Here is a 15095-nt window from a genome sequence, read left to right on the forward strand (position 1 = left end):
CCCGCGGCTTTAATGAATTATCAGGAGTTGCAAATGGCGAAGAAACCCCGGTCTGCCACCTTCATCAAGGATCCGCTCTGGTACAAGGATGCGGTGATCTACCAGGTCCACGTTAAATCCTATTTCGACTCCAATAACGACGGGATCGGCGATTTCCCCGGCCTGATCGAGAAACTCGACTACATCGCCGACCTGGGCGTCAACACCATCTGGTTGCTGCCGTTCTATCCTTCCCCCCGGCGCGACGACGGTTATGACATCGCCGAATACCGTGGCGTCAGCCCCGACTACGGCACCATGGCCGATGCGCGGCGGTTCATTGCCGAAGCCCACAAGCGCAACCTGCGGGTGATCACCGAGCTGGTCATCAACCACACGTCGGACCAGCACCCCTGGTTCCAGCGCGCGCGCAAGGCCAAGCCGGGTTCGAAGGCGCGGGACTTCTATGTCTGGTCCGATGACGACCACAAGTACGACGGCACGCGGATCATCTTCCTCGACACTGAAAAGTCCAACTGGACCTGGGACCCAGTGGCGGGCCAGTACTTCTGGCACCGTTTCTACTCCCACCAGCCCGACCTCAACTTCGACAACCCGCAGGTCATCAAGGCCGTGTTGTCGGTGATGCGCTACTGGCTGGACATGGGCATCGACGGCCTGCGCCTGGACGCCATCCCCTACCTGATCGAGCGCGACGGCACCAACAACGAAAACCTGCCCGAGACCCATGACGTCCTGAAGCTGATCCGTGCCGAAATCGACGCCAACTATCCTGACCGCATGCTGCTGGCTGAAGCCAACCAGTGGCCGGAAGACACCCAGTTGTATTTCGGTGATGTCGACGCCCAAGGGATGAACGGTGACGAATGCCACATGGCTTTCCACTTCCCGCTGATGCCGCGCATGTACATGGCACTGGCCCAGGAAGACCGTTTCCCGATCACCGACATCCTGCGCCAGACCCCGGAGATTCCCGCCAATTGCCAGTGGGCGATTTTCCTGCGCAACCACGATGAACTGACCCTGGAGATGGTCACCGACAAGGAGCGCGACTACCTGTGGAACTACTACGCGGCCGACCGTCGGGCGCGCATCAACTTGGGGATTCGCCGGCGCCTGGCGCCGTTGATGGAGCGCGACCGTCGGCGCGTGGAATTGCTCAACAGCCTGCTGTTGTCGATGCCCGGCACGCCGACGTTGTACTACGGTGATGAAATCGGCATGGGCGACAACATCTACCTGGGCGACCGCGATGGCGTGCGTACGCCGATGCAATGGTCCATCGACCGTAACGGCGGCTTCTCCCGCGCCGACCCGGCCAGCCTGGTGCTGCCGCCGATCATGGACCCGCAATACGGCTACCAGTCGGTCAACGTCGAGACCCAGGCCGGCGACCCACACTCACTGCTCAACTGGACCCGACGGATGCTGGCGGTGCGCAAGCAGTCCAAGGCCTTTGGTCGGGGCACGCTGAAGATGCTCTCGCCCAGCAACCGCCGGATCCTGGCCTACACCCGCGAATACACCGGCCCCGACGGCAAGCACGAAATCATCCTGTGCGTGGCCAACGTGTCCCGCAGCGCCCAGGCCGCCGAGCTGGACCTGTCGGTCTATGCCGGCATGGTTCCGGTGGAGATGCTCGGTGGCAACGCGTTCCCACCCATTGGCCAGTTGAACTTCCTGCTGACCCTGGCGCCGTACGGTTTCTATTGGTTCGTCCTGGCGGCGGAAAACCAGATGCCGAGCTGGCACGTGGAGCCGGCCCAGAGCCTGCCGGACTTCACCACCCTGGTCCTGAAAAAACGCCTGGAAGAATTGCTCGAGGCGCCATCGCGCACCACGCTGGAGCAAACCATCCTGCCGAACTGGTTGCAGAACCGGCGCTGGTTCGCTGGCAAGGACAGTGCGATCGAGAAGGTCGACATTGTCTATGGTGTGCGCTTCGGCGACCCGCAGCGCCCCGTGCTACTCAGTGAAATCGATGTCACCAGTGGCGGCCAGACCCTGCGTTATCAGTTGCCGTTCGGCTTGCTCGCCGAAGACCAGGTCGGTGCGGCATTGCCGCAGCAACTGGCCTTGTCGCGGGTACGTCGGGGGCGTCAGGTGGGGTTGATCACCGATGCATTCAGCCTGGAAAGCTTCGTGCGCGCCGTGCTGCACAGCATGCAGACCGCCACGGTGCTGCCGTTCGCCGAAGGTGAGTTGCGCTTCGAACCGACCGCAGGCCTGGCTGCGTTGAGCCTGGGAGACGAGCCGGAGGTACGCTACCTGTCCGCTGAACAGTCCAACAGTTCGGTAGTGGTGGGGGCGAGTCTGGTACTCAAGCTGATCCGCAAGGTGGCCTCGGGCGTGCACCCGGAACTGGAAATGAGCGCCTACCTGACCGCCGCGGGTTTCAGCAATATTTCACCGTTGCTGGGTTCGGTGGTTCGCCGCGATGCCGAAGGCGAAGATGCGTTGCTGATGATTGCCCAGGGCTACCTGAGCAATCAGGGCGACGCCTGGGAATGGACCCAGAACAACCTCGAACGCGCTTTGCGCGATGAGTTGGCGGACGCCGTGTCCGAGCAGGAGCAGCACTACAACGCCTTGGGCGAACTGAAGGATTTCGCCGGCATGCTTGGCCAGCGCCTGGGAGAAATGCACCAGGTACTGGCCCAGGCCACCGACGATCCGGACTTCGCGCCGCAGGCCACCAACGCCAAGGAAGCCCAGGCCATCGGCAAGGACGTGGCCGGCCAGGTGGAAAACGCCTTGCGTCTGCTCAAGCAGAGCCAGGGCCAATTGAACCCCGCGGACCAGGCCATGGTCGCACGCTTGTTGGAGCACAAGAAAACCGTCCTGGCCCATGTCCAGGCGTTGGCCGGCAAGGCTGTCGGTGGCTTGCGTATCCGCGTCCATGGCGACCTGCATCTGGGCCAAGTGTTGGTGATCAAGGGCGACGCCTACCTGATCGACTTCGAAGGTGAGCCGGCGCGGCCATTGCATGAACGACGGGGCAAGCACAGCCCGTACAAGGACGTCAGCGGCGTGTTGCGTTCCTTCGATTATGCGGCGGCCATGGCGATCCACTTGAATACCGTCGACAGCACGGCCGATGCCGATGCGGCGCGGCAACGGGTCGCCGAGCGTTATTTGAAAGAGGCCCGCCAGGCATTTGTCGAGGCATATCGGCTGGCGGCAGCTAGTCTTGCCCATGAGTGGAAGGATGCTGAAGGCGAAGACGCCGCGCTGGCGTTGTTCGGCCTGGAGAAGGCGGCCTATGAAGTGGCCTATGAAGCCGAGAATCGCCCCACCTGGCTGCCCGTGCCGTTGCACGGTCTGGTCGGGTTGTTGAGTGGGCTGCAACCCTTTTCCGACTTAGCCGGACCGATTTAGTGGAGAGAATCATGAGCGTCTCGAACAAAGAACCCCAGGGGCAGGCCAAGGAGTCCTTGCTGCCGGCCCCCCAAGACATCGACGCGCTGGTGCGCGCCGAACATCACGATCCGTTTTCCATCCTGGGCCCCCATGGCGACGGCGCCGGCGGCCAGTTCATCCGCGCCTACCTGCCGGGCGCCTTGAGCGTGCATGTGCTGGCCCGGGAGGGCGGCGAAGAGCTGGGGGAACTGCAACCCACCGAAACCCCGGGATTGTTCGTCGGCCATTTCGATCGCGCCCAAGCGTACTTGCTGCGCACCCGTTGGGCCGGCGGCGAGCAGGTTGCCGAAGACCCGTACAGCTTCGGCCCACTGCTGGGGGAGATGGACCTCTACCTGTTCGCCGAGGGCAATCACCGCGACCTCAGTGCTTGCCTGGGCGCGCAACTGAAGACAGTCGATGGCGTCGACGGCGTGCGCTTCGCGGTCTGGGCGCCGAATGCGCGGCGGGTTTCGGTGGTGGGGGATTTCAACGTCTGGGACGGGCGTCGGCATCCGATGCGCATTCGTTATCCATCCGGCGTGTGGGAGATCTTCATCCCGAGGCTTGGCCCCGGTGAAGGTTACAAATATGAAATCCTCGGCGCCCACGGCATCTTGCCCCTCAAGGCCGACCCGGTGGCGCTGGCCACGCAAATGCCGCCGGACACGGCGTCGAAAGTCGCCTCGCCCTTGAAGATCGAGTGGCAGGACGACGAGTGGATGCAGAGTCGTCGCGAACGCCAGCTACCGGGCGCGCCATTGTCGATCTATGAGTTGCACGCCGGCTCCTGGCAGTGCGAAATCGACGAGGCGGGCGAGGTGGCCCGGCAATACAACTGGCATGAAATGGCCGAGCGGCTGATTCCGTATGTCAGGGATCTGGGCTTCACTCACATCGAGCTGATGCCGATCATGGAGCACCCGTTCGGCGGCTCCTGGGGCTATCAGCCGCTGTCGCAATTCGCGCCAACGGCACGCTTCGGATCGCCCGACGATTTCGCCGCGTTCGTCAACGCCTGCCACCAGGCCAACATCGGTGTCATCCTCGACTGGGTGCCGGCGCATTTCCCCACCGACACCCACGGCCTGGCCCAGTTCGACGGCACCGCGCTGTACGAATACGGCAACCCGCTGGAGGGTTTCCACCAGGATTGGGACACGCTGATCTACAACCTGGGCCGCACCGAAGTGCACGGCTTCATGCTGGCTTCGGCGTTGCACTGGCTCAAGCATTTCCACGTCGACGGCCTGCGGGTGGATGCCGTGGCCTCAATGTTGTACCGCGACTATTCGCGCAAGGCCGGCGAGTGGGTGCCTAACCGCCACGGTGGTCGGGAAAACCTCGAAGCCATCGATTTCCTCCGGCACCTCAACGATGTGGTGGCGCTGGAAACCCCCGGTGCGCTGGTCATCGCCGAAGAGTCCACCGCGTGGCCGGGGGTCAGCCAGAGTACCCAGCAGGGCGGCCTGGGTTTTGCCTACAAGTGGAACATGGGCTGGATGCACGATTCGCTGCACTACATCCAGCAAGACCCGGTGTACCGCGCCCATCACCATAACGAACTGAGCTTCGGCCTGGTGTATGCCTGGTCCGAGCGCTTCGTCCTGCCTATTTCCCACGACGAAGTGGTTCATGGCAAACGCTCGTTGATCGACAAGATGCCCGGTGACCGCTGGCAGAAATTCGCCAACCTGAGGGCCTACCTCAGTTTCATGTGGGGCCATCCCGGCAAGAAGCTGTTGTTCATGGGGTGTGAGTTCGGCCAGTGGCGCGAGTGGAACCACGACCAGCAGTTGGATTGGTACCTGCTGCAATACCCTGAGCACCGGGGCGTGCAGAAGCTGGTGAGCGATCTGAACCGGCTGTACCGCGAAGAGCCGGCGCTGCACGACCAGGATGACGCACCGCAGGGCTTCCAGTGGCTGATTGGCGACGATGCGCTCAACAGCGTCTACGCCTGGTTGCGCTGGAGCAAGGAGGGTAAGCCGGTGCTGGTGGTCGCCAACTTCACCCCGGTGCCGCGCGAGGCCTACCGGGTCGGCGTGCCGTTCGCCGGGCGTTGGGTGGAATTGCTCAACAGCGACGCCGACACCTACGCCGGTTCCAACTACGGCAATGGCGGTGGCGCCTTCACCGAAGCAGTGCCCAGCCATGGCCAGGCCCTGTCGCTGGAACTGAACCTGCCGCCGTTGGCGGTGTTGATCATGCGGCCGGAGGGTTAGGTTCTACAAAAAACTGAAGGCGAATGATGACTGTGGCGCTCATGAATCCAGATGTGGGAGCGAGCTTGCTCGCGATAGCGGAGTGTCAGTCGACAGCAATGTGGCTGACCCACCGCCATCGCGAGCAAGCTCGCTCCCACAAGGGATATCGGTCGTTTTAACGAACCAGGCACGGCTGCTTGTTGTTGAACGTCCAGCCCGGAATCAGGAACTGCATCGCCACCGCATCGTCCCGCGCCCCCAGGCCCATGCCTTTGTACAACTCATGGGCCTTGGCCAGTTGGTCGGTGTCCAGCTCGATCCCCAACCCCGGTTTTTTCGGCACCTGTACGCAACCGCCCTGAATCTGCAAGGGCGTCTTGGTCAGTCGCTGGCCGTCCTGCCAGATCCAGTGGGTGTCGATGGCGGTGATGTCGCCCGGTGCCGCGGCGGCCACGTGGGTGAACATTGCCAGGGAAATGTCGAAGTGGTTGTTGGAGTGCGAGCCCCAGGTCAGGCCCCACTCATTGCACATCTGCGCCACCCGCACGGAACCCTGCATGGTCCAGAAGTGCGGGTCGGCCAGGGGAATGTCCACCGACTGCAAGGTGATGGCATGGCCCATTTCGCGCCAGTCGGTGGCGATCATGTTGGTCGCAGTCTTGAGGCCCGTGGCGCGGCGGAACTCGGCCATGACCTCGCGCCCCGAATAGCCGTTCTCGGCACCGCAAGGGTCTTCGGCATAGGCCAGCACTTTGTGCTGGTCGCGGCACAAACGGATAGCTTCCTTGAGTGACCAGGCGCCGTTCGGGTCCAGGGTAATGCGGGCCTGGGGAAAGCGCTCGGCCAATGCGGTGACCGCTTCGATTTCTGCGTCGCCCTGGAGCACGCCGCCCTTGAGCTTGAAGTCCTGGAAGCCATAGCGGGCCTGGGCCGCTTCGGCCAGGCGGACCACGGCGTCGGCGTCCAAGGCCTTTTCGTGGCGCACGCGGAACCAGTCGTTGTCGGCGTCCGGTTCGCTGCGATAGGCCAGGTCGGTCTGCTGGCGATCACCGACATAAAACAGGTAGCCGAGCATCTTCACTTCGTCGCGCTGCTGGCCTTCTCCGAGCAGGGCGGCGACCGGTACGTCCAGGTGTTGGCCGAGTAGATCCAGCAACGCCGCTTCCAGGCCAGTGACCGCGTGGATGGTGATGCGCAGGTCGAAGGTCTGCAGGCCACGGCCGCCGGCATCGCGGTCGGCGAAGGCGTTGCGTACCGTGTTGAGGATCTTCTGGTACGTGCCGATGGGGCTGCCGACCACCAGCGAGCGGGCGTCTTCGAGGGTCTGGCGAATGCGCTCGCCGCCGGGCACTTCGCCCACGCCGGTGTGGCCGGCATTGTCCTTGAGAATGACGATGTTGCGGGTGAAGAACGGGCCATGGGCGCCGCTGAGGTTCAGCAGCATGCCGTCATGGCCGGCCACGGGCACGACCTGCATGCTGGTGATGATCGGGGCTTTGCTGGTTTCAGGAATACTCATCTGTACTTATCCTTGGCAATCGAATGATCAGACGTGGCTGGTGGCCGGATCGGCCGGCGTCGTCACGGCTTTGGGCTTGGGCGTGTTGCGTGCGGCAAACACGATGATCGCGGCAATGATCGAGGTGGCCGCCAAGCCGTAGAGGCCGCCCTGGATCGAGCCGGTGTGCTCTTCCAGCAGGCCGAACGTGGTCGGGGCGACGAACCCGCCGAGGTTGCCCACCGAGTTGATCAGGGCAATCACCCCGGCGGCGATCCGGGCGTCCAGGTAAGCCTGGGGAATCGGCCAGAACAACGACGACGCCGATTTGAAACCCAGGGCCGCGAAGCAGATGGCGACGAAGGCGAAAATCGGTCCGCCGGTGGTGGACATGAACATCCCGGCTGCCGCGATCAACAGGGCGGTGGCGACCCAGGCCTGCTGGAATTTCCACTTGGCCGACAGCGAGGCGAAGGCGTACATGCCGACGATCGACAGCAACCACGGGATCGAATTGAACAGTCCGACCTGAATGTCGCTCAGTTCGCCCATTTTCTTGATGATGCTCGGCAGCCAGAACGTGGCGGCATAGATCGTCAATTGAATGAAGAAATAGATCAGGCAAAACAGGATGATCTGGCGGTCCTTGAGCAACTGGCCGATGGACAGTTTGATCGGTGAGGCAGCTTCCCGTGCCCGCTGTTCATCGTCGATGGCCTTGACCAGCACATCCTGCTCTTCACGGCTCAGCCATTTGGCGTCATGGGGCTTGGAGTCCAGCCAGAACCAGACGAAGACGCATAGGCAGACGGAAAACATCCCTTCGATGAAGTACATCCACTGCCAGCCGTGCATGCCCAGGCCGTTGATTTGCAGCAGCAGCCCCGACAGCGGGCCGGAGATCAGCGACGCAATGGCCGAACCGCTGAGGAAGATGGCGATGGCTTTGCCACGCTCGACGCCGGGCAGCCAGCGGGTGAAATAGTAGATCACCCCAGGGAAGAATCCGGCTTCGGCCACGCCCAGCAAAAAGCGCAGGATGTAGAAGTGGGTTTCGTTCTGGATGAAGGCCATGGCCGCCGCCACCAGGCCCCAGGTGAGCATGATGCGGGTCAGCCAGATGCGGGCGCCGATTCGTTGCAGGAGGATGTTGGAAGGGACTTCGAACAGCGCGTAGCCGATGAAGAACAGGCCGGCACCAAAGCCATAGGCCGCGGCACCGATACCCAGGTCGTGCTCCATGTGGGCACGGACGAAGCCGATGTTCACGCGGTCGATGTAGTTGACGATAAACATGATGACGAACAGCGGCAGGATGTGGCGCTTGACCTTGGCGATGGCCGACAGCAGCACCGGATCCGCGCCGGCATTCGCCTTGAGGCTGGATGTGTTCACTGGTTTTTCTCCCACTCGTTATTTTTATGCGGGCATCGTGCATGTGCCGATGTTGATAGACATCATACAACTTGATTTTTTTGGATGACAAGCAGTTTTTCAGCATCATTGGATTAGGTGAATGGCGTTTTTATGCCGTATTTGTTGGGGTTGTCCGGCTGTTGTGATTTTATTCAGCGTCTGTCTGGCTTGCGTGAAGCCGTTTTTTGAAGGGGTGATTTTTGCAGGGATGGGCTGATCTTGAGTGTTGTCATACAAGTTGATGGCTTGACGATGAGATTTCCGACGCCCGCTGGTGATACGATCAGTCAGCCTGTTTTCAAGGAACCCCGGCGATGCCGCAAGACACCGACGCGCCCCTGCGCAAGCGTACCCACAACCTGGCCCATGACCTGGTGACGAAGCTGAGCCAGAGCATCTTGTTGGGGCAGTTGAAACCGGGTGAGAAGTTGCCATCGGAAGGCGCCATCGTGCAGGCCCATGGCGTCAGCCGGACGGTGGTGCGCGAGGCGATCTCCAAGTTGCAGGCTTCGGGGCTGGTAGAGACCCGCCATGGCATCGGCACCTTCGTACTGGCGCAAACCGGCGAGCCAGGGTTGCGCCTGAATGTCGACACCGCGGCGGGAGTGCGGGCGATCCTGGAATTGCGCCTGGGCCTGGAGACCCAGGCCGTCGCCCTGGCGGCCCAGCGCCGCAGCGAACACCAGTTGCAGCAGATGCGCCAGGCGCTGGATGACTATCAGCGGTTGTCCAACAACAACGACAGCTGTGTCGAAGCCGACCGGCGTTTCCATCTGCTCATCGCCGAAGCCACGGACAACGCTTGTTTTGTCGAAATCATGCAGCACCTGGGCAGTGCGATGATTCCCAGGACCCGGGTGAACGTGGCCGAGCGCGGCCAGGCCGATTTAAGCAAGCTGGCGCAGTTGGCCAACCTTGAGCACGAGGCGATCTTCAACGCGATCAAGCGCCAGGACCCGGACGCCGCTCGGGCTGCCATGTGGCTGCACCTGACCAACAGCCGTGATCGGTTTGGCGCGGGATCCTGACGGTTCATGGTCGCCTGACTCACCGCCATCGCGAGCAAGCTCGCTCCCACAGTTTTTCGAGGTGTTCTCAACTGTGGGAGCGAGCTTGCTCGCGATAGCGGCGGCACACCCAACATTTCCATGACTGACCCACCGCTTCCCACAAGAGGGACGTGGATATTTCCGTGGCTCAGCCCGCTTTGACCGGGCCGGTGGTGGCGTTTCCGGCCACGGGGGTGGGGGCGCTTTTCATCAGGGCGTCCAACGCCTGCCGGTAGTTTTTGCCCGCCAGGCTCATGCTGTTGTTATGCGTCGCCCCGGGCACCAGCAGCAGGCGCTTGGGTTCCCGGGCGGCGTTGAACAATTGCTCACTGAAGCGTGGCGGCACGTAGCGGTCGGCGGCACCATGGACAATCAGCAGCGGCATGTTGATCTCGCCGATCTTGTCGATGGAGTCGAACTTCTGCGACAGCAACCAGCGTACCGGCAGGGATGTATTCGCCATCGAGGTGGCGACATCGCCCAGGGAGGTGAACGTGGATTCGATCACCAGGCCCCGGACCTGGGCTTTGCCATCCTTCGCTGCCTGCTGACCGAGCTGCGCAGCGAGATCCACCGCGACTGCACCACCCAGGGAATGACCATAGATCAGCCGCAGGCTTGGGTCCGGTTGCAGCACTTCGAGATGCTCCCAGGCGATGCGCGCGTCTTCATAGACACTCGCTTCCGATGGCAGGTCTCCCTGGCTTTTGCCAAAGCCCCGGTAGTCGATGGCCAGCACCGAATAGCCCAGCGCCCGCAGTTGCTGGATACGAAACAACTGGCCGGTCAAATTCCAGCGCACACCATGCAAATACAGGATGGCCGGCGCGTTCTTGCGTTCGGCCGGCCACCACCAGCCGTGGATGTTTTCCCCGGCCTTGAAGCTTTTTGGCTTGAGGTCGAACTCCTGCACGCCGCTGGGCAGCCCACTGAACCAGCTCGCCGTCCCCGGCTCGATGCGAAAGACCAGTTCCCGCTCCTTATGCTGCAACACAGCACAGCCCACCGGCAGGCCGACCACCAATGCGCCCATGCACAGCCAGGCCAACCAGCGGCGTTTCAGGCCAGAAAGTAAGAGTGAAGACATCGATGCCATTCGCTACTGAAACCAAAGATGCCTTGTAGCAGATTCTCCGAAAACGGCGCAGGGATTTGTGACTGTCATTCGTCTGAAGCGCGCTTCTCGGCGCTGGAAAATCCCCAGCCTGGTGCCTTACTCCCATTCCTTTAGGGGAGGGCAACGCGCACAGTATTGGCTCTGGGTTGACAGCCGGCTGCCGGGCCGCGACCACGAAGAACTATTGGAGGACGGCACGCAAGTCGAGGTCCTGGCGCGGATCAATCTCCAGGGCATGACCCGGGTCTTTGTCGGTGTCCATCGGCCGAGCACGCACGTGTGGGGCGAGGAATTCCACGACCGTACCTTGGATGAGCCTCAGTACTTGAACGCCCGCCAGGCGCCTGTGCAGTACGTTTCGCTGAGGTTGAGCCCGACATCGTCAGCGTTGACGATCACTTGACGAGGCATTCGTGTTCTCCTGGTTCTTTGGAGAGGACGATGCCGTCGTCGCGGTTGGTTTGGTCCGGCGTTTGCGAAACCAGGGCTTCACGCTTTTCCATAGTCGCAAGGCAGATCCCAGGAGCAAGCCACCGGGCTGCCATGAGTAAAAACTCCAGCGCCAGTGCTCCAGTTGGCCGGTCATGCGTTCGTGTAACTGATGGCTGGAGTTTTCCAGGCTGACCCGTGATGCATCGATCCAGCGCCAGTTCTCGTCCAACCCCCAACGAATCCACTCCTCGAGCAATACCCGGCCGCTGCCCAGGTCGGCGTGCTGCGGCAGGAACGCCAGGTTGTAGTCGTACAGCCGCCCCTGGTCCAGCAGGCCGAGGCGATAGCTGATGCATTCGCCGTTCAGCTCCAGTAGCACCACCCGCACCAGGCCTTGGGCGGCGAGGGCGGTGAAGGCGTGATTCATCCATTGCCGGCGCCTGGGGTCGGCGAAGATGCCGACACCTTCATCGCCTTTCCAGCTGGCGGTCTCGACGTCGGCCAGGGCTCGCAACAGCTGTCCCATGCTGATGGCGTCCGGCGTCACTCGGCGGATTTCGGCACCGCAAGCGGCGATCCGCTTGCGCGCCCGACGCAGCTTGTAGCGTGGGTCGCCAGAGATTTCCTGATGGTCGCTTTCACTGATCAGGTGCACCGGAACCCGGCAACTGAGTCGCCGCTCTCCGGTGGAGCTCATTGCCATCCAGGCGCTGAGGACGCTTTGCTCACCGACCGGCTCGATCACTTCATTCAATTGCAGCAACGCGTGAGGCAAGTGCTGACGGATCTGGATCAGCGCCTGGCTCATGTCTTCGGCGTCCAGGCGTGCCAGCAGGGCGATGCGGTCGGCCAAGGGGTAACCCAAGTGATGCAACACCCGGAACCGCAGTCCGCCGATACGCTCATGTCCCGAAACCAGGGGCAGGCATAGCGACAAGTCCTGGTCCTGCCAGCCCAGTAACACATGCAATTGCTGATCAGGCAACAGGGCAAATTCCGCCGCTTGCAGCCAGGCCAGGGTGTTGAACGGTGTTGCGTCGGCCACCTGAGTTCGCAGCTGTTCATAAGCTGATACAGGAAAGTCCTCCGCGCCCAGGGAGCGACACCATTGGAACCGGATCGCCATGGGGATCAGGCCGCTGAAGTCGAGGTAGCCGGCTGGGCCGGTTTACGAAAGGCGTCCAGTGCCGTGCCGGTGTAAGACGTATTGCGCAGGAACCGCCAATGACCGAGCAAACGGTATAGGTGGGTGATCTGCCCGCGCTCCTGGAAGCCCATGCGGATATGCATCTTGATCGCTTGGATGTTTTGCAAATCGCAGACATCGACCATTGTGTTGCAACCGTGGTCCGCCATGACTTTCCACACCTCCAACTGCATGTCCGCCGAAATACTGGTACCCCAGTATTTACGAATCGCCTCGCCACCGAACTGAAAGTACTCGCCAGGCTTGATCGGAAAGTTGCAGCGATAGAAATGGCGGTCGAAATAGTCCCGTGTACTGGCCCAGGCGAAACCCACGGTGTCGCCCTGATCATCCAGGTACATCAAGCCTGTGTAGCCTTCGGCCGCCAACTCGCGCATGGTTTTGACACGGTCGCCGAAGTGCCGGGCAAAAGCATCGGCATTGCTGACCGTGATGAACTCCAGGCGCATCGGTGGGTAGGGCTTGAGGTTATGGGGGGGGAGCGGGGTCCGTATATCATGCTCCAGCCACACCAGTCGGGTGTGGGAAAATACGTAGCGTCTGCATAGCTGCTTTAGAACGGCGCGTAGACCTTTTTTCTGAATGCGATCACGCAATGTCTGAAGAGCGTTCATGGTGCCTCCTGACGAGTGGCAGGGTTGGGGGGAAAAGGGGCTGTCCAGCTGAGGGCGAACACGGTTTCCCCTGGCAGGAGAAATCCGACCTGGCCAGCCTTGCAATCAAACGGAGCGCTGTGGCTGCGGTTGTCCGGGCCGAAATACAGCAGGGCCATGCCTGGCTGAGGGCAGGCCGCGCCGTCGAGGCTGACCTGATGGGCTCGCGTGCTTTTGTTCACGCCAAGCAGACTGCGTTGCTTCCCGGTGGCCATGGCCAGTACGTCGACTTCAAAAGCGTCGTTGTCCAGGCGCAGCACCTGATCGAGCCAGTGTTGCTGAATGAACTGCTGGGCCAGGCCCACGGGCTTGAGCTCGAAGCGCTGATCGTCCAGCACTCGCACCATGCCTTTGGGGTACTCCGGTTCGTCGGCGGCCATGAACCAGTTGAGCATGTCCAGCCAGCCGTCGGCCGAGGCGTTAATGGCCACCGACGTCCACCACAGGGCGGCGTAATGGGTTTCCTGATCGTAAGGGCTGAGACCCGAGCCGCCGGACATGTTGGTCTGGTCCAACAGCAAGGCCTTGCGCGGCCGACCCTGGCTGTCCAGTCCCACCAGATTGGCGGCCTGACGGACACTGTCGCGGTAGACCCGGGTCGCCAGCAGGTCGCGGATCATCCATTCATGCCAGGCCAGGGCGTCGATCTGGTCGTCGGACGTCGCCAGCAGGCGCCGTGCCCAGTCGATCCCACGCTTGTCAGCGGCATTTTCGATTAAGGGCCCGTTGCTGAACTGGGAGCTGGCCGGCATGGCGATGCGGACACCGGCACGTGCGTTGGCGGGATCGGCGCGGACCTGGGCAGCCATGCTCTGGAACATTTGCTGGAAACTGGCGAAGTCTGGGTAATTGAGGTTCGGCTCATCGGCAAAACTGAGGTAATGGAGGCCTTTGCCGCCCAAAGCGCGGGTCGCCGTGAGCCAGGCTTGCAAGCCGCTGTGACTGGTCCGGTCGGGCTTTAGATCGGACCGGCGCTGGCTGGCCGCCAACAGGGTGATGTCTTGGCTGATGGCGAAGCGGTCCTGGTACAAGCGTCGGAAGGCATCTTCATAAGTGCCCCTGGCCGCCGTGATATCGACGAAGCTGTAAAGGGTTGCCGCCTGGGGTTTGAGTGCATCGAGCACGGCGTAGCTGGATGGCGGCAATAATTCGTAGGGCAGAGCGATACCCAGCTTGGGGGTCGTGCCGAGCGTCTCGTTGTACAGTTTCAGGTGGGTCTGACCCGGATCCTGGCGCAGTGGCAGCAGGTGCGCCGGGTCCTGGGCGAACAGGTTGGCGGTGCCGTCCAGCCAGAACGCGGCCTTGCCGTTGCCCTGCAGATGCAAGCGCCAGATTTGTTCGACGTCAGCCATCGGCAGGGCGACTTGATCGAACTGCCAGTAAGCCCGGTATGGCTTGAGGTTCAGTTGCAACTGCTTGCCGTCGCTGACGCGCCGGGCTTGCAGCGCACGTACGCCGCCGTGAAACTTGCCTGCCAGTACCGCCTGTTCGCCAGCCGCTACCTTGAAATACAGCTCGTCGCCGTCGTGGGTTTCGGCATTGAAATGCACCTTAGCCGGGGCAAACAGGGCGCGGGTGCGCGCGTCATGCTCAACGGTGTAGCGACGGAAGCTGTAGCCGGGAATTTCCAGGCGATAATTGGCGGCACCCGGCGGCAGCGGCCACTGCTGTTCGCCACGCTCCTGGGCGGCCTTGATCAGGCGTTCACCCACCAGGCGCCCCTGGCCGTCGAGCAGGTACAGGTGTTCTGTGTTGGCGTCGGCCTGCCAGGCGGGTACCCAGCGCACGGTCACGTAGTCCGGGCGGTCGGTCTGCAAGTACAGGCTGCCGTCGCGGATGCCGGTCCATTGCATGGCCGCGCCATGGGCCAACAAGGCCAGGCTCCAAAGGCACAGGCCTGCGGCCATTTTCCATCCAAGCCGTACTGGCCCCATCGCGAGCAAGCTCGCTCCCACAGTTGATTTGTGGTGGTCGCGGACAGTGTGTTCGGCACCAGGCTTTTGTGGGAGCGGGCTTGTTCGCGAAGAGAGCGGCACATCCACCATTGATGCAAGCTGACCCACCGCTTCCACAAGAACACCCCCGCACCTTGCGGGAGCGAGCTTGCTCGCGATGGC

At 62.1% G+C, this 15095-nt stretch carries 10 protein-coding genes; 4 read left to right on the plus strand and 6 right to left on the minus strand.

Features of this window, described 5'->3' with window-relative positions; all coding sequences use genetic code 11:
• The first annotated feature begins 33 nt into the window (after positions 1–33).
• Positions 34–3378 carry a maltose alpha-D-glucosyltransferase gene (gene treS / locus J4E63_RS07820; RefSeq protein ID WP_207281560.1) on the plus strand — a complete coding sequence of 1115 codons (3345 nt, stop codon included), beginning with the start codon at positions 34–36 and terminating at the stop codon, positions 3376–3378.
• An 11-nt stretch (positions 3379–3389) separates the two neighbouring features.
• On the plus strand, positions 3390–5624 hold the full coding sequence (glgB, locus tag J4E63_RS07825) for a 1,4-alpha-glucan branching protein GlgB (protein ID WP_207281561.1): 2235 nt from the start codon (positions 3390–3392) through the stop codon (positions 5622–5624).
• 157 nt (positions 5625–5781) lie between these two features.
• Here the strand turns inward: glgB and gudD are convergent, their stop codons facing one another.
• Entirely contained in the window at positions 5782–7125 is a 1344-nt protein-coding gene (gudD, locus tag J4E63_RS07830; RefSeq protein WP_207281562.1) for a glucarate dehydratase, read from the minus strand.
• Between the two features lie 27 nt (positions 7126–7152).
• Positions 7153–8499 carry an MFS transporter gene (locus J4E63_RS07835; RefSeq protein ID WP_192259996.1) on the minus strand — a complete coding sequence of 449 codons (1347 nt, stop codon included), beginning with the start codon at positions 8497–8499 and terminating at the stop codon, positions 7153–7155.
• Between the two features lie 335 nt (positions 8500–8834).
• On the opposite strand from J4E63_RS07835, the gene J4E63_RS07840 reads away from it, so the two are divergent.
• Complete coding sequence (locus tag J4E63_RS07840; protein WP_060738233.1) at positions 8835–9548, plus strand: FadR/GntR family transcriptional regulator; 714 nt, start codon at positions 8835–8837, stop codon at positions 9546–9548.
• Between the two features lie 169 nt (positions 9549–9717).
• Here J4E63_RS07840 and J4E63_RS07845 read toward each other — a convergent pair whose 3' ends face one another.
• Complete coding sequence (locus tag J4E63_RS07845; protein ID WP_259333611.1) at positions 9718–10656, minus strand: alpha/beta hydrolase; 939 nt, start codon at positions 10654–10656, stop codon at positions 9718–9720.
• 67 nt (positions 10657–10723) lie between these two features.
• On the opposite strand from J4E63_RS07845, the gene J4E63_RS07850 reads away from it, so the two are divergent.
• Positions 10724–11089, plus strand: coding sequence for a hypothetical protein (locus J4E63_RS07850; protein ID WP_207281563.1), 366 nt, complete (start codon positions 10724–10726; stop codon positions 11087–11089).
• Here the strand turns inward: J4E63_RS07850 and J4E63_RS07855 are convergent.
• Genes J4E63_RS07855 through J4E63_RS07865 form a run of 3 tightly spaced genes read right to left on the minus strand, consistent with a single transcriptional unit; the run spans position 11069 to position 14885 of the window.
• Positions 11069–12244, minus strand: coding sequence for a GNAT family N-acetyltransferase (locus tag J4E63_RS07855; RefSeq protein ID WP_207281564.1), 1176 nt, complete (start codon positions 12242–12244; stop codon positions 11069–11071). The genes J4E63_RS07850 and J4E63_RS07855 overlap by 21 nt on opposite strands.
• A 5-nt stretch (positions 12245–12249) precedes the next feature.
• On the minus strand, positions 12250–12939 hold the full coding sequence (locus J4E63_RS07860) for an N-acetyltransferase (RefSeq protein ID WP_207281565.1): 690 nt from the start codon (positions 12937–12939) through the stop codon (positions 12250–12252).
• A complete protein-coding gene (locus J4E63_RS07865; RefSeq protein WP_207281566.1) occupies positions 12936–14885 on the minus strand; it encodes a hypothetical protein in 1950 nt (649 codons plus the stop codon). Before J4E63_RS07865 ends, J4E63_RS07860 begins: the two co-directional genes overlap by 4 nt.
• Between the last annotated feature and the right edge of the window lie 210 nt (positions 14886–15095).

This window comes from Pseudomonas sp. FW300-N2F2 (assembly GCF_017351655.1).
Taxonomy (GTDB): domain Bacteria; phylum Pseudomonadota; class Gammaproteobacteria; order Pseudomonadales; family Pseudomonadaceae; genus Aquipseudomonas; species Aquipseudomonas fluorescens_AA.